Genomic DNA, 21,949 nt, shown 5'->3' on the forward strand with positions numbered 1-21,949 from the left:
ATCCGCCGCCACGAGGCCGCGCCGCTACGAGGTGAGTACGCCGTCCAGGAAAGGCTCGATGGCGGAGCGCAGCGCCTCCGGCCGGTCGTAGTGGACGAGATGCCCGGCGTCCGCGATCTCCGCGTACTCGCCCCTGGGCAGGACGCGGACCATCTCCTGCGCCTCGGCGCGGCCCAGCTCGCCGTCGAGACCGCGGACGACGAGGGTAGGGCAGCGGACCTGGGCCAGCTCCTCCCAGTGCGCGTCGTAGACCCATGTGGCCCGGGAGACCAGCATCTGCCGGTGGTCGAACACGGGCCGCCAGCCGTCGGGGCGCTCCGCCATGACCTCGGCGTAGAACTCGCCGCGCGAGGGCTGGGGCCGCTCCACCCACGGGTCGTCCTCACCGAACCACTTCCGTACGTCGGCGAGCGTGGCGAAGGGTGTGGGCCAGGCGTCGAACCAGTCCTCCCACTCCCGCTGGGACGCCGCCCCGAGCGCGGAGGCCCGCATGTCGCAGATGATCACGGCGCGTACGAGGTCGGGACGGCGCGCGGCGAGCTGCCAGGCGGTGAGCGCGCCCATGGAGTGGCCGATGACGACGGCGGGCGCGAGGCCGAGCTGGACGAGGGCGGCCTCGGCGTCCTGGATGTACGCCTCGCGGTCGTAGGGGCCCTCGGGGGGTTTCTGGCTCTGGCCGTGGCCGCGCTGGTCGAGCGCCACGGCGCGGTGGCGCTCGGAGAGCCAGCGGGCGGTGCCCGCCCAGTGCGAGGCCCGGCCCATCAGGCCGTGCAGTAAGAGCACGCCTGGGGACTGGTCGCCCTCGCCCGTCTTGGGAGGGTCGGCGAACTCCCACGCGGCGAGACTCACGCCGCCCGCCCCGGTCACGTCGATGCGTCGCACCATAGGTCCTGGCACCCCCTTGTGGTCGCGCCTGCAGTCGCGTACCCGCGCACGTTATCGAACTCTCTTTCGAAAACGCGGTCGTTCTCGGCAACACCCCTCGTTCGAGTGACCTCGCTCAAGGATTGACCGCCGCCGTCGAGGGGAGATCTTCAGCGGGAGGCGGACCGCTCGGGGAAATCGGTCCGAAGGGGATGACCCTGGGAGCTCGGGGCTCCGGGTCAGCACAGGGGAGGACAGGCCCCGGCGCCGCAAGGCGCCGGGGCCCTCTGTCTGACTGCGTCCTGTCTGGGTACGTCGGCACATCGTCCTGCCCCCTCCCCGCCCGTGCGGCCGGACCGGTGCGGACCCGAAACCGAGACGGTCAAGAGTCCTCAGGTCATATGCCTCTCGCGACAGCCTTGCACGCAAAACGTCCGCGCGCTGCGATTCCGTGCAGTGAATCTTGCTTTCTGCGAGAGTTCTCACGGAATGCGGTGACGTCACAACTGTGCCTGTGGGAACAGGAGTTGACGCGTCGGTAAGTTGCCCCGGGCCGGGGCGCCCGGTGTCCGGCTCAGCGCTTGGCGACGAACACGTGCGAGGCGATGTCCGCCGTCAGCTCCGCCGCCTCACCGCTGCTGCCCACCAGGACCCCGCCCGGCGACGCCGTCACGCTGACCACGGATCCCGGCTGGATGCCCGCACGCCGCAGGGTGTACATCAGCTGCGCGTCCGTCTGGATCGGCTCACCGATCCGGCGCACCACGACCGTCTTGCCGTCCGTGCCCGGGTCGAGATCGGCGAGGGACACCATGCCCTCGTCGAGGAACGGGTCCGCGCCGTCCTTCTCGCCCAGCTCCTCGAGCCCCGGGATCGGGTTCCCGTACGGCGACTCGGTCGGGTGCCGCAGCAGCTCGAGCACGCGGCGCTCGACCGCCTCGCTCATCACGTGCTCCCAGCGGCAGGCCTCCGCGTGCACCTGCTCCCACTCCAGGCCGATCACGTCGACGAGCAGACACTCGGCGAGGCGGTGCTTGCGCATCACGCGCGTGGCCAGCCGGCGGCCCTCGTCCGTCAGCTCCAGGTGGCGGTCCGTGGCCACGGCCACCAGGCCGTCGCGCTCCATACGGGCCACGGTCTGGCTCACCGTCGGGCCGCTCTGGTCCAGCCGCTCGGCGATCCGGGCGCGCATGGGGACCACACCTTCCTCTTCGAGCTCGAGGATGGTGCGGAGATACATCTCCGTGGTGTCGATCAGTCCGGACATACGTGCCCCTCGATTAGCTCTGCTAGCTCACCGCTAGCTCGTGCGCTGGCCCTGAACCCAATTCTGACGCATAGCGCTGACAACCGTGCCGCGCCGGGGGAACCGGGCTCCGTGCGGCGGGAACGTATTGACAGGGCACTGGTCCGGACCGCAACGTGATGCGCGGCATGCGGGCAGTAAGGGACGCAGTCAGGACCACGAAGGGGGCTTCGCCGATGAGCGACAGCAAGCTGGCCGGTCAGTACCTCGACGCCGCGATCGGCCTGCTGAGGCGGGTGCGCGACGAGGAGGACCGCAACATCGCGGCCGCCGGCACGCTCATCGCCGACACGGTCGCCGACGGCGGCCGGCTCTTCGCGTTCGGCGCGGGGCACTCCTCGCTCGCCGCGCAGGACGTCGTCTACCGCGCGGGCGGACTCGCCCTGATGAACCTGCTGTCCGTGCCCGGAGTCGTAGGCGTCGACGTCATGCCCGCCACGCTGGGCTCCGCCCTGGAACGCGTCGACGGGCTCGCGGGCGCCGTCCTGGACTCCAGCCCGGTCCGGGCGGGCGACACCCTCGTGATCATCTCGCTGTCCGGCCGCAACTCCCTGCCCGTGGAGATGGCGATGAACGCCCGCGCGCTGGGCCTGCGCGTGATCGGCGTGACGTCCGTGGCGTACGCCGAGGAGACGAAGTCCCGCCATGCGTCGGGGACGTTCCTCAAGGACCACTGCGACATCGTCCTCGACTCCAAGATCGAGGTCGGTGACGCGGAGCTCACGTACGACACCGTCGACGCCCCCTTCGGGCCGGCCTCCACGATGGTGGCCAGCGCTCTGATGCAGGCCACCATGGCGACGGCCGCGGCCGAGCTCGCCGACCGCGGCATCCAGCCGCCGCTCCTGCGCTCGGGGAATGTGGACGGCGGCCACGAGTGGAACGGCCGCATCTTCACCGAGTACGCCGACCGGATCTTCTACCGCCACTGACGCCAGGGGCGCGGCTACCGGCCGAGGACCCGCGCCAGGTCGAGCGTCCCGGCGATCCGGGCCGCGACGCTCTCCGCGTACGTGGCGTCGGTCCGCTCGAACTGCGTACGGCTGGGCCCGCGCAGGAACGTCACCACGCCCAGCGTGCGCGCCCGGCTGCGCAGCACCGCGCACAGGGCGTGCACCGTGCCCTCGGGCCACTGTCTGGCCTCGGCCCACTCGCGCGCCCGCGCCGCGTCCCGCCCGCTCGCGCTCGCCCGGACCGAACCCGTGCGCTCCACGCACTGCAGCGCCGGGTGGCCCTCCGGATAGCGCACGGGCAGCGTCGTGCGCGACACCAGCAGGCTCGGCCCCGGCGCCCCCGAAGGCGTCGCGGCCGCCCGCGCGAGGCGCACCGGTTCCGTGGGGTCCCCGTCGGCGTCGCGCTCCGACTGGCCTGCCTGCTCGTCGCCGACGACCAGGTCGATCAGCGCGTGGTCGGCGAACCCGGCCAGCGCGAAGTCCAGATGGATGGTCGCCGCTTCCGCCGGGTCCTCGCACTCGGCGGCGGCCCGCGTGGCCCGGTGCAGCTGGTTGGCCCGGAACCGCAGCTGCGCCGCCTCCTGCTCCGTCTGCTTGGCCTCGGTGACGTCCTGGAACAGCCATCCGACGCCCAGCGGTACGGGTTCCTCGGCCAGCGGTGAGGCGAGCCGCACGAAGCCGCTGCGCCAGCACCTGCGCGCGTCTCCCTCCGGGAGCCGCACCGTCACCCACAGCTCGGCGGGGACCGGCGGGGCGCCCTCCGCGAGCACATGGGCGAGCGCGCTCTCCAGCTCCTCGACGCCCTGCGAGATCAGGTCGCCGAGAGGGCGTCCGAGCAGCGCGGTGCGGCCGGAGCCGAGCGCCCGCGCGGCATGCACGTTCACGACGGCGGGCCGCAGGTCGGCGTCGACGATGACGACTCCCCAGGACGCGTCCTCGAAGAGGGCCTCGCTCAGGGCGATCGACCGCTCCAGATCGATCTGCGTGTGCACCTCGCTGAACGCGCAGTACAGCCCGGCCGGCTTGCCGTCGGGCCCGCGCACCGCGGCGGACTGCGTACGTACGAGGATCCGCCCGCCGTCCTTGGTGAGCAGTGCGAACTCGTGGACCTGCCGGCCCGGCGCCCGCATCGCGGCCATCAGCCGGGCTTCGACCTCGTCGGCGTCGGCGGTGCGCACCGCCCATCCGGAGAACCCGCGCCGTCCCACGGCCTCGGCCGCGGACCAGCCGAGGATCCGCTCGGCCTCCCGGTTCCAATGGGTCACGATCCCGTCGGCGTCGAACGCGCAGAGCGCGGCGTCCATCCCGTCGAGCAACGCGGCAAGAAGATCGGCCCCGTCCCGCTCGGGCTCGTCGGGCCCGAGCTCGTCGGTGGACCCGCTACGCCGGGAAGCACTCACCTGGCACCCCCTGCAGGCTGTGTCCGCGTGTTCCGCACTTCAAATCATTCAACTCGAACGTGACGCAGCACACACGGAGTTCGGGGAAATCGTTGCGACCCGGAGATCCGGGGGGAACGTTCCGTCCTTGATCACAGCCTACGACCTCGCGCACGGGCCGAGCCGTGGGCCCGTTAATTCACTTGAAGGCTTCCCGGACCCTTCTTAGGGTGGAGGTACACACGAAGGGAGGTGGTTCGGCAGATGTATGAATACCGGACGCGTGAGGTGACTGCGGGCTAGCAGCCCGGCGTCGCATCTCGGTTTCGGCGCCGGACCAGCACGTGAGAGCTGCGTGCAGCCGGCCCAATCCCAAGCAGTCGCCCGACCCGCGAGCCGCCGGTACGTCCGGCCGGCTTCCGCCCGTTCCGTACGGGAGGAGACCTGGCTCGCGGGTCGTCTGCGTGTGCGGACGGGCGCGGATGCCTGTGATCAGGCGAAGACGACCGTCCGGCGCCCGTTCAGCAGGATCCGGCGCTCGGCGTGCCACTTCACGGCGCGGGCCAGTGCCTGGCACTCCACGTCGCGGCCGATCGCCACGAGCTGGTCCGGTGTCACGTCGTGGCCGACGCGCTCGACCTCCTGCTCGATGATCGGGCCCTCGTCGAGGTCGGCCGTCACATAGTGCGCGGTCGCGCCGATCAGCTTCACGCCCCGCGCGTGTGCCTGGTGGTACGGCTTGGCGCCCTTGAAGCTCGGCAGGAACGAGTGGTGGATGTTGATGATCCGGCCGCTGAGCTCCTTGCACAGGTCGTCCGAGAGGACCTGCATGTAGCGGGCCAGGACGACCAGTTCGACACCCTCGGCGCGCACCAGGTCGAGGATCTGCGCCTCGGCCTCGGGCTTGTTGTCCCTCGTCACCGGGATGTGGTGGAAGGGGATGTCGTACGACTTCACGAGCTCCGCGAAGTCCGTGTGGTTCGAGACGACCGCCGCGATGTCGACGGGCAGGGCGCCGATCCGGGCGCGGAACAGCAGGTCGTTCAGGCAGTGGCCGAACTTCGACACCATCAGGACGACGCGCATCCGCTCCGCGGAGCGGTGGATCTGCCACTCCATGTGGAAGGAGTCGCCGATCGCGGCGAAGCTGGCCCGCAGCTTCTCCGCCGTGACGGGCGCGTCCGCCGAGAAGTGGACCCGCATGAAGAACAGGCCCGTGTCGTGGTCGCCGAACTGCTGGCTGTCCTCGATGTTGCAGCCGGTCATGAAGAGATAGCTCGACACGGCGTGCACGATGCCCTGCTTGTCGGGGCAGGAGAGAGTCAGGACGTACTGCTCGCCGCCGGCGGCGCCGGACGCGGGGGACGGCTCATTCATGCAGGCAAGGGTCCCATACACGTAACCCCCGCCGGGCCGCCGTCCCGCTGTTCGGACGGCAGCCGCGCGGCGCTCAGGCCGCGCGCGTCATGATCCGCAGGACTTCGAGGGTGCGGGGCGCCGCGTCGGGGTCGTCGCCGTCGCTCGTGGCGAGCGCGACGTGCGCGTCCCGCGCGGAGTGCACTGCTTCCGGCCACGCGTGGTGGTCGAGATAGGCGGAGACGGGGGCGTCGGGGCCCACCTGGTGCATGATCCGCAGCACGCGCAGCACGGCGGTGTCGACGAGCTGTGCCTCCTGGGAGTCCCGGAAGATCGTGCCGACGTACTTCTCGGCGGACCAGTTGTCGAGCCAGGTGTCCTCGACGAGGCGGTACACGGCGTCGGTGACGTCCCCGAACCCGTCCACACCCGCGAGCCAGACGTTTCGCTGGAACGCGGGGTCGGAGAGCATGTGCAGCGCGGAGCGCACATTGCTGCGCCAGCGCCACCACGGCATGTCGTTGAGTGGCATGCCGCCCATGGTGGAGGAGCGACGGCCGCGACGGGAAGACTTCTCCGAGCTTTGCACGGTCATCGATCGTACGTGCCGTTCGATTCGGCCCGTCCCGACCCCCGTAATTCACCTCCACGTCACCGCACGTTGACCGCGGGTCACTCGTGGGTTAGGGATGCGGGGGAATCGTGCAGGTTCATGACTGGCCGGCGTCGCACCACCATCCCGCGCACCTCCCGCACCCTTCGTTCCACCGTGCTTTCGGCGGCGGTGTGGGCGGCTTGTGCGTCGCTCGCCGCCGGATGCGGACTCGTCTCCGACGTCACCGGGGGCTCCAAGGACCCCATCACGGTGATGACATGGGCGCCCGAGAAGACCCAGGCGACCAACATGCCCGGCATGCCCGCCATGGCACGCGCCTACGCGCGCTGGGTCAACGCCCACGGCGGCATCGGCGGCCGCGACCTCAGGGTCATCACCTGCAACGACAACAACGACACCGTGGGCGCCGCCCGCTGCGCCAGGGACGCCGTCGAGCAGAACGCCGTCGCGGTCGTCGGCTCCTACAGCCAGCACGCCCGCTCCTTCCTCGGTCCCCTGGAGTCCGCAGGCATCCCCTACATCGGCGGCTACGGCGTCACCGACGAGGAGTTCGCCAGCCCCCTGTCGTATCCGGTCAACGGCGGCCAGCCGGCCCTGATGGCCGGGAACGGCCGGCAGCTGGCCGCCGCGGGCTGCGACCGCACCTCGCTCGTGCGCCCCGACACCGTCGCCGGCGACCAGCTGCCGCTGCTCCTCGACACGGGCCTGTCCGCGGGCCGCAACCGCGCGTCCGACGTGCGTGCCGCCGAGGACGCCACCGACTACACGGAGCAGGCCCGTCAGGCCCTCCTGCGGGCCGGCGCCGACCCGGTCGGGAAGGGCTGCGTCACGGCGGTCCTCGGCGACCGCACGGACACGTTCTTCGACTCGTTCCGCCGCACCCGCGACTCCTATCCGAAGGTGCGGATCTCGACCGTCCTCGGCAGCGTCGACCAGACGGTCATCGACCGCTCGGGCGGCAAGTCGGGCGTCTACGAAGGGGCGTACGTCACCGGCTGGTACCCGGTGGCGACCGACCGGCGGTGGGCGACGATGCGCAAGGTCATCAGCGAGCAGGCGTTCGGCGACAACCGGATCGACCCGGCGGACGCGGGCGTGCAGACGACGTGGATCGCGTACACGGTCCTGAAGCAGGTCGTCGAGTCGCTCGGTGGCGGTGACGTGACGGCGCACACGGTGCGCGGGGCCCTGGACGGCGGCCTGAAGGTGCGCACGGGCGGGCTGACGCCGACGCTGAGCTGGCGCTTCGAGGACATGATCGCGGCACGCGGCTTCCCGCGGCTCGTCAACGCCGACGTCACCTTCCAGGTGGTGCGCGACGGGCGGCTCGTGGCCGCGCGCCGCGGACTCGTCGACGTGTCGCGGACGCTGGAGGCGACCCCCACGGGCTGAGCCCGCCCAGGCCGCCTCCGGTACCGGCCGGAGCCGGCACGTCAGCTAGAGCTGGAACGGCTTGCGCTGCGGGAGGTTCCACTGCGTCGCGATGCTGTTCCACAGCTTCGACGCCTGGGTCTTCTGTGTGGAGGCCGTGCCGCTGGCCTGGTCGCCCGCGCGGCGCTGCGGGGTGGGCTTGGGGTGGCCCTTCTTGCAGCCGTTCTTGCCCGCGGCCTGGTCGGCCCACGCCGCGTAGTGGCTGTCCGCGGAGGCGGAGGCCTGCCACGCCTTGGTGAGGGCCTGCGTGAGCGCCGCGTGGTTGGGCAGCTTGTCCACGGAGAGTCCGGCGAGCCGGGTCACGAGCCCGGTGCGCTGGGTGGCGGCGCCGCGCAGGTCGCTGGCCGCCTTGCCGAGGTCCTTGCAGGCGCCGATGTTTGCCACGGCCCTGATCACCGTGTCGCGGCTGTTGTTCGAGTCGGCGAGGAGCTTGTCGAGGGCGACGGCCTGCGCCTTGGCCGGGTCGGCGGGCGTCGGGGACGAGCTGTCCGGCGCACCGGTCGCGGCGGCGGGCTTGGCGTCGTCGCCCTTGTTCTCGTCGCCCCCGCTGCTGATGAGGGCGCCCGCGCCGATGCCGACGACGAGGATGCCGACGCCGATGGCGGCGATGAGCGGCACCTTCGAGCCGGTGCGGCTCTGGCCCTTGCGGGCGGCGGCCCGCCCGGTGGGCTCGTACGGAGCCTGCGGCTGCCCGGCCGGGCCGGGTCCGCCCGGTCCGCCGGGGCCCGCGGGTCCGCCGGCGCGCGGGTCGAAGCGGGGCATCTGCTGAGTCGAGGCGGGCGCGTCCGGTTCCGGCTCGGTGCGGAAGAGGCTGTCGAACTCGGCCGGGGGCTGGCGGTCGCCGGGGGCGCCGGGGCGGATGCCGTAGGGCGCGCTCGGCGGCGGCGAGGGCACGGGCGCGATGTACTGCGTGGCATCGCTGTCGGTGCCCGCGGGCGGCATGGGCGCGGAGCCGTACGGCTGCTGCTGGGACGGCGGCATCTGGCCGGGGGCGTTCACGCGGCCCAGGTACTGGGTGGCGTCGGCGGGCACCTCGGGCGGCAGGGCCCCGGGCGCGACCGGCGCGATGTACTGCGTGGCGGCCGCGTCGGAGGGCGCGGTCGGGGCCATGTACTGCGTCGCGTCCGAGGCGGAGGCCGGCGGCATGGGCGCGGAGCCGTACGGTGCGGCGTCCATCGGCAGCGGGGCGGCCGGGGCGCCGGCGGGCGGCAGCGGCGCGGAGTAGTGCTGCTGCGGCGCGGCCGGGGGCAGCGGGGCCGCGGCATGCGGCGCGTTCTCACCCGGCAGCGCGGGCGACGCGGACGGCGCACCCCACTCGTACGTGGGCATCGGGCCGCCGGAGGCCGCCTGCGCGGACTCGGGGCCCCACGGCTGGCCCCAGGGGCTGCCGCCCGAGGGGGCGACGTGCGACTGGTCGCCGAAGGTACCCGGCAGCAAGGGCTCGCTGCCGTCGGCGGGCAGCACGACGCCTTCGTGCGCCTGCCGCACCGAGGGAAGGTGCGGATCCTCGCCCTGTCCGCTCTGCTGCGTCACCGGGACTCCTACGACTGGGGGACCTTCGGAATCGTCGGCTCACGCTACCGGGTCCCCGCACACACGTGCCACGCAGCTCAGAACCCCACAGCCTCCCCACACCCTCAAGTAACAAAACGAGCCTGCGGAACGCTGATTAGCGCCCTCCCCGAGCGGGTTGAGGCGTCCGTCACACAAGCTTCACGCGTACGTCTCCTGCACGCCGCTCACAAAACTTCACGCCGCCTGAAGATCGAGGCGCGCACCGAACTCCCGGACCACGGGTTCGTCCCGGTACGGCTCCAGGCGCCGCCTGAAGTCGTCCAGGTACTCGGCGCCCCGGTTGGAGCGCAGCGTGCCGAGGAGTTCCACCGCGCGCGTCCCCGTCTGGCAGGCCTGCTCGATCTCGCGCTGCTGCACCTGCGCCGTGGCGAGCAGCACCAGACCGATCGCCCTGCGCCGCGCCCGCGACTGAGGATGCCCGGCCAGGGACGCCTCGGCCTGCCGCCGCGCGGCCTCCGCCTGCCCCAGGTCCCGGTAGCAGTGCGCCAGTTCGTCCGCGAGATACGCGGCGTCGAAGTGCGCGATCCAGGCCGGGTCGTCGCCCGAGTCCGGTTCGGCCCGCTCCAGCGCGGCCAGCGCGCTGCCCGCCACCGCCTGCGTGGCCCGCGCGTCCCCGAGCAGGGCGTGCCCGCGCGCCTCGGCCGCGTAGAACATCGCCTCCGCGCGCGGGGTCACCCGCCCGCGCGCTCCCTCCTGCGCCGCGCGCGCCAACTGGGCGATCTCACGCGGGTTGCCGAGCTGCGCCGCCAGGTGGCTCATGGACGCGGCCAGTACGTATCCGCCGTATCCGCGGTCCCCGGCGGCCTGGGCGAGGCGCAGCGACTGGATGTAGTACCGCTGGGCGAGACCCGGCTGTCCCGTGTCGACGGCCATGTACCCGGCCAGCTCCGTCAACCGGGCGACCGTCGCGAACAGTTCACGCCCCACGGCCTCGCGGTACGAGCCCGCGAGCAGCCCCGACACCACACTGTTCAGATAGTGGACGACCACCGGCCGCACATGCCCGCTGCCGTACTGGTGGTCAAGGTCCGTCAGCGCCTGGGTCATCGCCCGCACGGCCGCCACGTCCGACGTCCCGACCCGCGGTCCCGCCGACCGCGCGACCTGTGAGTCGGGTACGGAGATCAGCCAGTCCCGGCTCGGTTCGACCAGTGCGGACGAGGCCACCGACGACCCGGACAGGAAGTCCCTGCGCCCCACGTCGCTGCGCCACAGCTCGCACACCTGCTCAATGGCGCCGAGGACGGTCGGCGAGAACTGGAGGCCGACGCCCGAGGCGAGGTTCTTGCCGTTGGCCATGCCGATCTCGTCGATCGTGACCGTGCGGCCGAGCTTGCGGCCGATGGCCTCGGCGATGATGCCGGGCGCCCGGCCGCGCGGCTGCTGGCCGCGCAGCCAGCGCGCCACCGACGTCTTGTCGTAGCGCAGGTCGAGGCCGTGCTCCGATCCGCACATGTTGACCCGGCGGGCCAGTCCGGCGTTCGAGCAGCCGGCTTCCTGGATGAGCGCCTGCAGCCGTTCGTTGGGCTGTCGCGCTACGAGAGGCCTTGCGGCCATGGCGTATACCCCCTGTGTGCACCGTGGACCATCGGGCGGACTCGGGCCTGTCGTCACACTCCCGGTCGGGCCCGCCTTGAGGTGATCAATGCCCTGAGATCAAACGGAAGATGCGCCACAAAGAAGGGCAAAAACAAGCAAGAGCCCCAACTGGTAACCGGTCGGTGGACAGCACCTCGTCTGGTCCTCCGGGCTGGCTACCCCCCGGCCGGGGCCATTCCTCCCGCGCGCCCCCGCCCATGCACCCATGCGCCCCACGTGCAGGATCGGTGCTGCGGGGCCCCGCGCGCGTGCGCCCGTAACCCCGGATGGCGGCGGGAGTTGAGAACGTCGTGGAAGAGACCATCGGAGTCACCTCGGCAGTCACCTCGCCTCCTCACATCCCCAAGCAGCGCGGAGAGGCCCTCCTCGACGCAGCCGTGCGCTACGCGGAGGAACGCCACTGGGACGTGTTCCCCGGCACCTGGCTGGAGGTCGACGAGGGCAGGCAGTACTGCTCCTGCGGCGACGCCGGGTGCGCGGCCCCCGGTGCCCACCACGCGCGCGAGGACTGGGCGAACCAGGCCACCGGGAGCGCGACCGCCGCCCGCCGGCTGTGGTCCAGGCAGCCCGCCGCCGCGATCCTGCTGCCGACGGGGCGCACGTTCGACGCGATCGACGTGCCCGAGACCGCCGGGTTCCTGGCCCTGGCCCGCATGGAGCGCATGGAACTCACCCTCGGCCCGGTCACCTGCACCCCCGACCGCCGGATGCAGTTCTTCGTCCTGCCGGGCGCCGCCGCGAAGGTCCCCGGCCTGGTCCGCAAGCTGGGCTGGCCGCCCGCCTCCCTCGACCTGGACGCGCTCGGCGAGGGCTCCTACGTCGCCGCGCCGCCCACCCGCTTCGGCGGCCGGGGCGCCGTCCAGTGGGCCTGCCGCCCCACCGCCGCGAACCGCTGGCTGCCGGACGCCGAGGAGCTCATCTCCCCACTGGCGTACGCGTGCGGGCGGGAAGGCCGCCGGTAGAACACAACAGGGCGTCCCGCGGCCACGTATCGTGCGGACGGGGCCCTTGCTCGACAGCGGAGTCGAGAGCTTGGGGAGGGTGACGGCGACGAAGGACGGCGGGCGGCACAGTGACCGAGGCGGGGACCGAGGCCGGTGCGCCGGCCGTACGCGTGAAGGACCTCTGGAAGGCGTTCGGCCAGAGCGTCGCCGTCGCGGGGATCGATCTCACCCTTCCCGCAGGCAAGTTCATCGGCCTCGTCGGGCCGAACGGCGCGGGAAAGACGACCACCCTGTCCATGGTCACCGGACTGCTCCGGCCCGACCGGGGCACCGTCGAGGTCGTCGGCCGCGACGTGTGGCGCGACCCCGTCGAGGTGAAGGCCCGCATCGGCGTGCTCCCCGAGGGCCTGCGCCTGTTCGAGCGGCTGTCGGGGCGCGAACTTCTCGCGTACACGGGCAGGTTGCGCGGCCTGCCCGGCGCCGAGGTCGACAAGCGCGCCGCACAGCTCCTCGACGTGCTCGACCTCTCCGGGGCCCAGCACAAACTCGTCGTCGACTACTCGACCGGCATGCGCAAGAAGATCGGGCTCGCCGCCGCGCTCCTCCACAATCCCGAAGTCCTCTTCCTCGACGAGCCGTTCGAGGGCGTCGACCCGGTCTCCGCGCAGACCATCCGCGGCGTCCTGGAGCGCTACACCGGCTCCGGGGCGACCGTCGTCTTCTCCTCCCACGTCATGGAGCTCGTGGAGTCGCTCTGCGACTGGGTCGCCGTCATGGCCGCCGGCCGCATCCGCGCGCAGGGGCCCCTCGCCGAAGTACGCGGCGACGCGCCCTCCCTCCAGCAGGCGTTCCTCGAACTCGTCGGCGCGAACAGCCGCGACACCACCTCCGACCTGGACTGGCTGGGAGGGGCCCGGTGACCACGATGACCGTCACGCTGGTCCGCCTCAAGCTGGCACTCCTGCGCAACGGCCTGCGCGGATCCACGGGCCGCCGCGCCGCCTACATCACCACGCTCGTCGTCGTACTCCTCGTCGCCGCGCTCCAGCTCATCGGCCTGATCGCCCTGCGCGGCAGCACGCACGCGGCGACGCTCGGCGTCATCCTCACCGCCGTACTCGCCCTCGGCTGGGCGGTGATGCCGCTCTTCTTCCCCTCCGGCGACGAGACCCTCGACCCGACCCGCCTCGTCATGCTCCCGCTGCGTCCGCGCCCGCTCGTGAGGGGCCTGCTCATCGCGTCCCTCGTCGGGATCGGCCCCCTGTTCACGCTCTGCCTCGCGGTCGGCGCGGTGATCGCCCTGGCACACGGGGCGGCCGCGTACGCCGTCGCGGTCCTGGCCGTCGCCCTCACCCTGCTCACCTGCGTCGCCCTCGCCCGCGCCGTGGCCGCCGCCAACATCCGGCTGCTCACCAGCCGCAAGGGACGCGACCTCGCCGTGCTCAGCGGGCTCGTCATCGCCGTCGGCGCACAGGTCGTCAACTTCGGTGCGCAGAAGCTCGGTTCGTCCGGCGGACTCGGGGCGCTCGACCCGGCGGGCGACGTACTGGCCTGGATCCCGCCGGCGTCCGCGATCGGCGCCGTCGACTCGGTCAGCCACGGCTCGTACGGCGTCGCGGCGGCCCGCCTCGTCCTGTGCGCGGCCGCCCTCGCCGGACTCCTGTACGCCTGGCAGCGCGCCCTGACGCGCCTCATGACGTCCCCCGACGGCTCCACGCTCCAGGCCGCCGAACCCACCCGCCGCAGGCGCACGTCCCGCGGCCCCCGCCTCCTGCCCGACGGCCGCACGGGCACGGTCATGGAGCGCGCCCTGCGCTATGTGTGGCGCGACCCGAAGACGAAGGCGGCCTGGGTGACGTCCCTCGCCATCGGCCTGATCGTGCCGGTCTTCAACGCGCTCCAGGGCACCGGCTCCATCTACTTCGCGTGCTTCGCCGCCGGAATGCTCGGCATCCAGATGTACAACCAGTTCGGGCAGGACACCTCGGCGTTCTGGATGGTCGCCATGACCATCTCCTCGCCGCACGACGCCTACGTCGAACTGCGCGGCCGCGCCCTCGCCCTCCTGACGATCACCCTGCCGTACGCGACGCTGGTCACCGTCGTCACGACGGCGATGCTCGGCGACTGGCGGGCCCTGCCCGAGGTCCTCGGCCTCTCCTTCGCCCTGCTCGGCGCGATGCTCGCGACCGGCGCCTGGTCGTCGGCCCGCTTCCCGTACTCGATCCCCCAGGAGGGCTACAAGAACGTCGCCCCGGGGCAGGCGGGCCTCGCCTGGATATCGATCTTCGGCGGGATGGTCGCGGCGGCCCTGCTGTGCGCCCCGGTCATCGCCGTCGCGATCTGGCTGCACGTGTCGGGCGCCGAGTCCGCGACCTGGCTGCTGCTGCCGGTCGGGGCCGCGTACGGAGCGGGGATCACCCTGGCGGGCCTGCGCCTGGCCGCCCCGCGCACGGCGGCCCGCCTGCCGGAGATCCTCGCGGCGGTCAGCAAGGGATGACGCGTGCCGCGGCGCGCCGTCACATCCTGCTGAGCGACGCCGTCGCGTAGAGGACGTCGTGGATCGCCTCGCGGTCGCCGTCCTGTCCTGCGGCCGCCTCCTCCGGGGTGACGTGACCGGCCGCCAGGCGGCAGAACTCGACGCCGTCCAGGGCGACATGGGCCACCTCGTGCTCCGCCGAGCCGACCGCGCCGGGGGAGTCCAGGGCGATGAGCCACTCGCCGCCGCCCGCCCCCTCGACCTCAAGGCGCAGGGTGCGGCCCGGCGCGCCCGCGGCGACGAGTCCGCGGGCCGGTGCGGCGAGGCCCGCGCGGCGGCGCCCCGCGAGGGAGTCGGGCAGGAGCCGGGCCGCCAGGTCGATCATGCGGTTCAGATGGCGGGGCGACGGCGGCTCGTACGGGTAGTCCACCGCCTCGGCGATGTCCTCGGCGTGCACCCAGCACTCGAAGGCGCGGTCCAGCATCGAGTCGCGCAGCGGCAGCGTGAAGTCCCCGTACGGGACCGACAGCTGCCCGGAGGTGCGGGTGCGGCCCGCGGAGCCGCTCGGGTCGGCCGCGAACGACACCGTGCGGATCACGGCGTGCGACTGCTCGCGCCAGGGGCCGCGCACGGCGCGGGTCGGCGGGAAGTGCGAGGCCTTCCAGAACGTCTCCGTGCGGCTCTCCGGAGTGCGGCGCTCCTCGGGCGTGACGCCGAACAGCGGGTCGTCGAGGCCGAGTGCGACGGCGACCAGGCCGTCCACGCTCATCAGGTGCGTGAGCACCCCGGCGACGGTCGTCTTGCGGCTGACCCGGTCGTCGCCCTCGTACCAGCGAAGCCGTACGGGCGCGTGCCACTCGGAGTCGCCGATGTCCTGGAGCAGGGCGTCGAGGCGGGCGGTCTCCGCGTCGTACGGAGCGGCCCACTCGGGGACCGGGATGCGGGGCGGACGCCGGTTCAGGCAGCCTTCGAGGACGCGGGAGCGCAGCATCGGGTCGAGGTCGAGGCTCTCCTCGGCATGCAGCAGTCCCACGGCGTCCCGCAGCCGCAGCGCCTCCTCGGCGCACGGGCCGCAGTCGCCGAGGTGCTCCTCCACGGCGACGCTCTCCTCGGCCGAGCACGCGGCCAGCGCCCACGCGCCGAGGAGGGACTTGAGGACGCGGTGCTCCAGGACGAGCGGCTCGGGGACGTGGTCCGGCAACGGGCGCCCGGTGTCCTCCACGGACGAGCGCGGCGTGGGTATCCGGGCGCTCGCGGCGGCGTCGGAACGCCCGGCGCCCTCGGGCTCCCCGGAGCCGTCACGGTTGTCGGGGTTGTCGGGCTGTTCGGCGTTGCCGAAGGGGCTGGGCCCGCTCACAGCGTCCTCCCGTGTCCGGGAGATCCCGGCGGGGTGCCGGAGGTGCCGCTGTCGTGCGCCGTGGACAGGAGCTGGAGGCCGAGTCGCAGGCGGCGGCGCGCCTCGTCCTCGGTGACACCGAGGTCGACCGCGGTCTGGCGGTAGTCCCTGCGCTGGAAGTAGGCCAGTTCGAGCGCGGCGCGCAGCGGGGCGGGCATCGACGTGACGATGTAGTCGGCGCGGGCGGAGGCGGAGGCGTGCCGCACCCTGCGCTCCAGCTCCTCCGTGGTGCCCTTGCCGCTGCGGACGAGCGCGGCGGACTCGGTCTGGCGCAGGCGGTGGACCGCGCGCCGGTGGGTCAGTGTGGCGATCCAGGAGCGCAGCGGCCCCTGCTTGGGGTCGTAGGCGTCGGGGTTCTCCCAGACGTGGGTGAAGACGTCGCGCGTGATGCGGTCGGCCGCGTCCTCGTCACCGAGCACGCGGTGCGCGAGCCCGTGCACGAGTGACGCGAAGCGGTCGTACAGCTCGCCGAGCGCGGCGGCCTCCCCGTGCGCGAGCCGCTGCTGCATCCTCCGGTCCCACCGGGTCGGAGTCTCCTTGGCCATGCGGCCCCCTCACCGTGTGCCTTCCCTCGAATGTAGTCGGACCCGCCGACAACGCACGTGTTCTTTGCGGCAAAGGTCGACCTGCCCGGATGCGGATGGTAAGGAGACGGTCACGATGCGAGGACCTTTGGCGCCGTGAGCGACCCAAAATCAGAACACTTGGGTCTTAACCAGGTCATATGTGATACGCCTGCAGTGGTGTTTCAGCACCTCGCGGTCGGGCAGCCGCGAGAGAAGACAACCGTAAGCAGAGGTTCCGGATCAACGAGAGGCGTGGCGCGTGACGCTCAGGGTGACCGAGGGACAGCAGGGTGGCTGGGCCGTCGTGCGGGTGTCGGGCGAGATGGATCTCGCCACCTCTCCCGCGCTGCGCCAGCAGGTGCACGACGCGGTCGCGGACGGCCGGCACAGCCTCGTCCTCGATCTCTCGCAGGTCCTCTTCTGCGATTCGAGCGGGGTCGGCGTGCTGATCGCGGCCCGCCGTCTGATGCGTTCCTGCCGCGGCGAGCTCCGGCTGATCCTGCCCGCCAAGGGGGCCGAGGACGGCTCGCACGTCAACCGCGTCCTGTCGGCGCTCGGCGTGCGCCGCCTCTTCGAGGTGTACCCGGACGTGCTGTCCGCGGTGAACGACGAGGCGTCGCCCCTCTCGGCCTGACGCACACCCGTGCGTCCGGGCGGCCGGGCACGGAAGTTGTTGCGGAATTTCTCCGGTTTTGGCACAAGCGTCGCTGTGAGGGCCCCCGGCGCCGCTCCACGACGTACGCTCCCTGGCGAGAGTACGGGCAGGACCCGTACCACCACCGATGCGAGAGGCGGCCGAGGGGACATGGACCACGCCGAGAGCACCGATCACGCCGAGTACGAGCGCAGGATCGCTGCCCGCTTCGCCGGCTTCGACCAGGACGGCAACGGCTACATCGACCGCGAGGACTTCGTGACCGCGGCCAAAGGTCTGCTCGCCGAGTTCACCACGACGGCGCGCTGCGACAAGGGCCAGGCGCTCTACGCGGGTGCCGAGGCCTTCTGGCAGGGCATGGCCGGCATAGCGGACGTGGACGGCGACCAGCGCGTCAACCGCGAGGAGTTCGTGACGGGCGCGGTGAAGCGGCTGCGGGACAACCCGGAGCGGTTCGCGGAGATCGCCCGCCCCTTCCTGCGGGCCGCCATCGCCGTCGCGGACCAGAACGGCTCGGGCCTCACGCCGGCCGCCGCGGAGCGTGTCCTTCGCGTCCTCGGCGTCGCCCCGTCCCTGGTGGGCCCGGTCGCCGCCGCGCTGGACGCGGACGGCGACGGGCGGATCTCCGAGGAGGAGATCGTCACCGCCTTCGCCCACTACTTCACCGTTTCGGAATAGCGTTCACCGGGCTCGTGCCCGAATAGCGCTCGCGCAGCTTGTACTTGAGCACCTTGCGCAGGGTGTCGTTGCGCGGAAGGGCGTCCACCAGCTCCAGCTGCTCCGGCAGCTTGTGGGTGGACAGCCCTTCCGACCGCAGATGGGACGCCATCGCCTCCAGGGTCAGCGGCTCGGTGCCGTCGCGCTGGACGACGACCGCGCACACCCGCTCGCCGCGCTCGGGGTCCGGGAGCCCGACGACCGCCGCGTCGCCCACCGCGGGGTGCGCGTGCAGCAGGTCCTCGATCTCCTTCGCGGAGATGTTCTCGCCCTTGCGGATGATGATGTCCTTGGCCCGCCCGGTGAGCACCAGATGCCCCGTGTCCCTCACGTGCCCGAGGTCGCCGGTGACGAGGAACCCCTCGCCGTCGAAGGCGGCCGCCGACTGCACGGGGTCCAGATAGCCCTGGCAGACGGCCTCCCCGCGCAGCCTGACCTCGCCGTCAACGCCGTACGGGAGCTGCTTGCCGTCCGCGTCCGTCACCCGGATCTCCATGCCCTCGGGGGGCCGTCCCTCCGTCGTGGCGAGGTTCTCCGCGGTGTCGTCGGGGGCACCCATCGTGATCATGGGGACCTCGGTCATGCCGTATCCGTGGGTGAGCTGACAGCCCATCTCCCGTACGACCGCGTGGTAGATCTCGGGTGGCTTGGGCGCGCCGCCGCCCGCGAGGAGCCGCAGCGTCGGGATGAGCCGGTCCGCCGGGGATTTGCGCTGTTCGGTCAGGAACATCGAGTAGAAGGCGGTGGAGCCGCCCGCGACGGTGACCCCGTGGCGCCGGTAGCCGTCGAGCGCGTCCGGCAGCGCGAACTGCTCGAACATCACCGCGGGGAACCCGTACAGGAGCAGCATGACCGTGTAGTCGGGGCCCGCTATGTGCGCGAAGGGGAACGCCATCGAGCCGACGTCGGACGCCGACAGGTGCAGGGCGTGCGCGAGGCAGGAGCCGCCGGCGATCAGTGAGCGGTCGGTGTGGAGGACGCCCTTGGGGTCGGAGGTCGTGCCGGAGGTCCAGTAGATCCAGCGCACGGACGTGCCGTCGGAGGGCGGGGGCGGCAGTACGGACGGGTCGCCGTCGGGCAGCGTGTCGTACGCCTCGAAGATGCCGCGTGCGCCGAGGCGCCGGGCCATCTGCGTGTGGTCGAAGCCGCGCCACACGCCCGGGGTCGCGAAGAACTCGGCCTTCGACTCGCGCAGCGCGAAGCCGACCTCGCGGTCCCGGTAGAAGGGGATGACGGGGGACTGGACGGCGCCGATCCGGGCGAGGGCGAAGGAGAGCAGCGCGGTCTCGATGCGGGTCGGGAGCTGCCAGGCGACGACCGTGCCGGGGCGTACGCCCATGTCGTACAGGCCGGCGGCGACCCGCTCGCCGCGGTCGCGCAGCTCGCCGAAGGTCAGACGCCGGTCGTCCTGCGCGTCGGGGGCGGACTGGATCAGCACGGGGGTGTCGGGGGTGAGGGCGGCGCGGCGCTCGATCAGCTCCCAGAGCGTCCCGGCGGCGCCCAGGGCGTGTGCGGTGTCGTTCACTGCTCCCCCTCGCAAAGGCAGGCCGTACCTGACGGATAGTCAGATCGTGCGAAGAGCGTAGAGCGCTGCGCCTTGTCGGTCCAGGGGTGCGGGGCTAGCCTGCTATCTGACGACCCATCAGAAACGGCGATAGAAGCCGCGTCAGCAACGCCATCAGAAACTGTCAGGTGAGGGGACACGATGGACCCGATGGAACTGCCCCGGATCATCAGCGTCGACGACCATGTGATCGAGCCCGCGCACCTCTTCTCGACCTGGCTTCCGGCGAAGTACCGGGACCGGGGGCCGCAGCCGCTCACCGCCGGGATCGGCGAGCTCGCCTACGTGGCGGGCAAGTACCAGATCACCATGGACCCGGACGGGCCCCCGACGGACTGGTGGATCTACGAGGACCTGAAGTTCCCGTACAAGCGCAACATCGCCGCCGTCGGCTTCGACCGCGACGACATGACCCTCGAAGGCATCACGCGCGCGGAGATGCGGCGCGGCTGCTGGGACCCGAAGGCCCGCCTGGAGGACATGGACCTCAACCATGTCGAGGCCAGCCTCTGCTTCCCCACCTTCCCGCGCTTCTGCGGCCAGACGTTCGCCGAGGCCAAGGACAAGGAGGTGGCGCTCGCCTGCGTGCGGGCCTACAACGACTGGATGGTCGAGGAGTGGTGCGGCGACAGCGGGGGCCGCCTCATCCCGCTCTGCATCATCCCCCTGTGGGACATCGACCTCGCCGTCGCCGAGATCCGGCGCAACGCCGCGCGCGGCGTCAAGGCCGTGACGTTCTCCGAGATCCCCACCCACCTGGGGCTCCCGTCGATCCACTCCGGCTACTGGGACCCGTTCTTCGCCGTGTGCCAGGAGACCGGGACGGTCGTGAACATGCACATCGGCTCCAGCTCGCAGATGCCCGCCGCGTCCCCCGACGCCCCGCCCGCCGTGCAGGCCTCGCTCAGCTTCAACAACGCGATGGCGTCGATGATGGACTTCCTCTTCTCCGGGGTCCTGGTCAAGTTCCCGACGCTCAAACTCGCCTACTCCGAAGGCCAGATGGGCTGGATCCCGTACGCCCTGGAGCGCGCGGACGACGTCTGGGAGGAGCACCGGGCCTGGGGCGGGGTGCGCGGCCTCATCCCCGAGCCGCCGTCGACGTACTACTACCGCCAGATGTTCTGCTGCTTCTTCCGCGACAAGCACGGGGTGGCCTCCCTCGACGTCGTCGGCCGGGACAACGCGACCTTCGAGACGGACTACCCGCACGTCGACTCGACCTTCCCGCACACCAAGGAGGTCGCCCTCGACCATGTGAAGGGCCTCGACTCCGAGACGGTCTACAAGCTCATGCGGGGCAACGCGATCCGCATGCTCGACCTGGACCTCGACAGGTAGCGGGCCGCGCCGTGGATCTCACGTACACGGACGAGGAAGAGGAGTTCAGGGCGCGGCTGCGGGAGTGGCTCGCGTCCGTGCTTCCGGGGCTCCCCCCGAAGCCGTCCCCCGACGACTGGCCGGGCCGGCGCGCCTACGACCTCGGCTGGCAGCGCAGGCTGTACGACGCCGGGTACGCGGGCCTGCACTGGCCCGCCGACGCGGGCGGCCGCGGTGCCACGCCCACGCAGCACCTCATATTCCTGGAGGAGACCGAGAAAGCGGGCGCGCCCTACGTGGGCGCCAACTTCGTCGGGCTGCTGCACGCGGGGCCGACGATCGCGGCCGAGGGGACACCCGAGCAGCGGGCGCGCTGGCTGCCCCCCGTCCTGCGCGGCGACGACGTGTGGTGCCAGGGGTTCAGCGAGCCCGACGCCGGTTCCGATCTCGCGGCGCTGCGCACGCGCGCGACACGGGACGGTGACCACTATGTGGTGAGCGGGTCCAAGATATGGACGTCGCACGCGGAGGTCGCCGACTGGTGCGAACTCCTCGTGCGCACCGACCCGTCCGCTCCGAAACACCGGGGCATCTCCTGGCTCGCCATGCCGATGGACGCGCCCGGGATCACCGTACGGCCACTGCGCACGCTCGCCGGGTCCGCCGAGTTCGCCGAGATGTTCCTCGACGACGTACGCGTCCCGGTCGCCAACCGGGTCGGCGAGGAGAACGACGGCTGGCGCGTGACGATGGTGACGCTGTCCTTTGAACGGGGCACCGCGTTCGTGGGCGAGGTCGTCGCCTGCCGCCGCGTCCTCGGCGAGCTGGCCGCGCAGGCCCGCAAGAACGGCCGCTGGGACGACGCCGTACTGCGCCGCAGGCTCGGCCGCCTCAACGCCGAGTTCCGCGCCCTGTGGCGGCTCACCCAGTGGAACGTCAGCGAGGCGGAGCTGGCCAGCGGCGTCCCCGGCGCCGGCGGCTCGGTCTTCAAGCTGCGGTACTCGCACGCCCGTCAGGAACTGTTCGATGCCGCCGCCGAAGTGCTCGGTGTCGCGGGCGCCCTCGACACGGACCACGAGTGGACGCTCGACCGCCTGTCGTCCCTCTCCTACACGATCGCCGCCGGCACCTCCCAGATCCAGCACAACATCGTCGCCGAACGCATCCTCGGCCTGCCCAAGGACCGGCCGAAGGGCCTTCGGGGGGATCTTCAGAAGGGAGGGCGGTGA

19 protein-coding genes are annotated in these 21,949 nt (G+C 72.1%); 9 read left to right on the forward strand and 10 right to left on the reverse strand.

Features of this window, described 5'->3' with window-relative positions:
• Window positions 1–24: 24 nt before the first annotated feature.
• Complete coding sequence (locus tag OG758_RS27770) at window positions 25–885, reverse strand: alpha/beta fold hydrolase (RefSeq protein ID WP_326712439.1); 861 nt, start codon at window positions 883–885, stop codon at window positions 25–27.
• Window positions 886–1,438: 553 nt separating this feature from the next.
• Window positions 1,439–2,131 carry a metal-dependent transcriptional regulator gene (locus OG758_RS27775; protein ID WP_326712440.1) on the reverse strand — a complete coding sequence of 231 codons (693 nt, stop codon included), beginning with the start codon at window positions 2,129–2,131 and terminating at the stop codon, window positions 1,439–1,441.
• 215 nt (window positions 2,132–2,346) lie between these two features.
• On the opposite strand from OG758_RS27775, the gene OG758_RS27780 reads away from it, so the two are divergent.
• Window positions 2,347–3,102 (forward strand): SIS domain-containing protein, encoded by a 756-nt coding sequence (locus OG758_RS27780; RefSeq protein WP_326712441.1) that lies wholly within the window; start codon window positions 2,347–2,349, stop codon window positions 3,100–3,102.
• 14 nt (window positions 3,103–3,116) lie between these two features.
• Here the strand turns inward: OG758_RS27780 and OG758_RS27785 are convergent, their stop codons facing one another.
• The 3 genes from OG758_RS27785 to OG758_RS27795 all read right to left on the reverse strand — a co-directional run bounded on the left by OG758_RS27785 (window position 3,117) and on the right by OG758_RS27795 (window position 6,453).
• Entirely contained in the window at window positions 3,117–4,523 is a 1,407-nt protein-coding gene (locus OG758_RS27785; protein ID WP_326712442.1) for a PAS domain-containing protein, read from the reverse strand.
• A 471-nt stretch (window positions 4,524–4,994) separates the two neighbouring features.
• Entirely contained in the window at window positions 4,995–5,879 is an 885-nt protein-coding gene (gene purU / locus OG758_RS27790) for a formyltetrahydrofolate deformylase (protein WP_326712443.1), read from the reverse strand.
• A gap of 73 nt (window positions 5,880–5,952) precedes the next feature.
• Entirely contained in the window at window positions 5,953–6,453 is a 501-nt protein-coding gene (locus OG758_RS27795; RefSeq protein WP_116512416.1) for an SCO4402 family protein, read from the reverse strand.
• Window positions 6,454–6,570: 117 nt separating this feature from the next.
• On the opposite strand from OG758_RS27795, the gene OG758_RS27800 reads away from it, so the two are divergent.
• Window positions 6,571–7,866 carry an ABC transporter substrate-binding protein gene (locus OG758_RS27800; protein ID WP_326712444.1) on the forward strand — a complete coding sequence of 432 codons (1,296 nt, stop codon included), beginning with the start codon at window positions 6,571–6,573 and terminating at the stop codon, window positions 7,864–7,866.
• A gap of 45 nt (window positions 7,867–7,911) precedes the next feature.
• Here the strand turns inward: OG758_RS27800 and OG758_RS27805 are convergent, their stop codons facing one another.
• Both OG758_RS27805 and OG758_RS27810 read right to left on the reverse strand, forming a co-directional pair.
• The gene (locus OG758_RS27805) at window positions 7,912–9,438 is read right to left on the reverse strand and encodes a hypothetical protein (RefSeq protein WP_326712445.1); all 1,527 of its coding nucleotides are present in this window, start codon (window positions 9,436–9,438) and stop codon (window positions 7,912–7,914) included.
• A gap of 216 nt (window positions 9,439–9,654) precedes the next feature.
• Window positions 9,655–11,037 carry a transcriptional regulator gene (locus tag OG758_RS27810; protein ID WP_326712446.1) on the reverse strand — a complete coding sequence of 461 codons (1,383 nt, stop codon included), beginning with the start codon at window positions 11,035–11,037 and terminating at the stop codon, window positions 9,655–9,657.
• Window positions 11,038–11,369: 332 nt separating this feature from the next.
• Here OG758_RS27810 and OG758_RS27815 point away from each other — a divergent pair, with 332 nt between their 5' ends.
• From OG758_RS27815 to OG758_RS27825, 3 genes are all read left to right on the forward strand, one after another.
• Complete coding sequence (locus tag OG758_RS27815; protein WP_326712447.1) at window positions 11,370–12,041, forward strand: bifunctional DNA primase/polymerase; 672 nt, start codon at window positions 11,370–11,372, stop codon at window positions 12,039–12,041.
• A 110-nt stretch (window positions 12,042–12,151) separates the two neighbouring features.
• Window positions 12,152–12,943: an ABC transporter ATP-binding protein gene (locus OG758_RS27820; protein ID WP_326712448.1), complete on the forward strand. Its 792-nt coding sequence runs from the start codon at window positions 12,152–12,154 to the stop codon at window positions 12,941–12,943.
• A 5-nt stretch (window positions 12,944–12,948) separates the two neighbouring features.
• Window positions 12,949–14,523, forward strand: coding sequence for a transporter (locus OG758_RS27825; RefSeq protein WP_326716052.1), 1,575 nt, complete (start codon window positions 12,949–12,951; stop codon window positions 14,521–14,523).
• A 19-nt stretch (window positions 14,524–14,542) separates the two neighbouring features.
• Here OG758_RS27825 and OG758_RS27830 read toward each other — a convergent pair whose 3' ends face one another.
• Both OG758_RS27830 and OG758_RS27835 read right to left on the reverse strand, forming a co-directional pair.
• On the reverse strand, window positions 14,543–15,859 hold the full coding sequence (locus tag OG758_RS27830; RefSeq protein WP_326712449.1) for a zf-HC2 domain-containing protein: 1,317 nt from the start codon (window positions 15,857–15,859) through the stop codon (window positions 14,543–14,545).
• Window positions 15,856–16,443, reverse strand: coding sequence for a sigma-70 family RNA polymerase sigma factor (locus tag OG758_RS27835; protein WP_326712450.1), 588 nt, complete (start codon window positions 16,441–16,443; stop codon window positions 15,856–15,858). The genes OG758_RS27830 and OG758_RS27835 overlap by 4 nt, the downstream gene beginning before the upstream one ends.
• Window positions 16,444–16,723: 280 nt before the next feature.
• On the opposite strand from OG758_RS27835, the gene OG758_RS27840 reads away from it, so the two are divergent.
• Both OG758_RS27840 and OG758_RS27845 read left to right on the forward strand, forming a co-directional pair.
• The gene (locus OG758_RS27840) at window positions 16,724–17,098 is read left to right on the forward strand and encodes an STAS domain-containing protein (RefSeq protein WP_100596019.1); all 375 of its coding nucleotides are present in this window, start codon (window positions 16,724–16,726) and stop codon (window positions 17,096–17,098) included.
• 171 nt (window positions 17,099–17,269) lie between these two features.
• Window positions 17,270–17,797, forward strand: a complete 528-nt coding sequence (locus OG758_RS27845; protein WP_326712451.1) for an EF-hand domain-containing protein — start codon at window positions 17,270–17,272, stop codon at window positions 17,795–17,797.
• On the opposite strand, the gene OG758_RS27850 is transcribed toward OG758_RS27845, so the two are convergent.
• Window positions 17,781–19,361 (reverse strand): class I adenylate-forming enzyme family protein, encoded by a 1,581-nt coding sequence (locus tag OG758_RS27850; protein WP_326712452.1) that lies wholly within the window; start codon window positions 19,359–19,361, stop codon window positions 17,781–17,783. The two genes, OG758_RS27845 and OG758_RS27850, sit on opposite strands and share 17 nt — an antisense overlap.
• Window positions 19,362–19,550: 189 nt before the next feature.
• On the opposite strand from OG758_RS27850, the gene OG758_RS27855 reads away from it, so the two are divergent.
• Window positions 19,551–20,741 carry an amidohydrolase family protein gene (locus tag OG758_RS27855; RefSeq protein WP_326712453.1) on the forward strand — a complete coding sequence of 397 codons (1,191 nt, stop codon included), beginning with the start codon at window positions 19,551–19,553 and terminating at the stop codon, window positions 20,739–20,741.
• 11 nt (window positions 20,742–20,752) lie between these two features.
• Window positions 20,753–21,949, forward strand: coding sequence for an acyl-CoA dehydrogenase (locus OG758_RS27860; RefSeq protein ID WP_326712454.1), 1,197 nt, complete (start codon window positions 20,753–20,755; stop codon window positions 21,947–21,949).

The sequence above is a fragment of the Streptomyces sp. NBC_01474 genome (genome assembly GCF_035918215.1).
GTDB lineage: Bacteria > Actinomycetota > Actinomycetes > Streptomycetales > Streptomycetaceae > Streptomyces > Streptomyces aureus.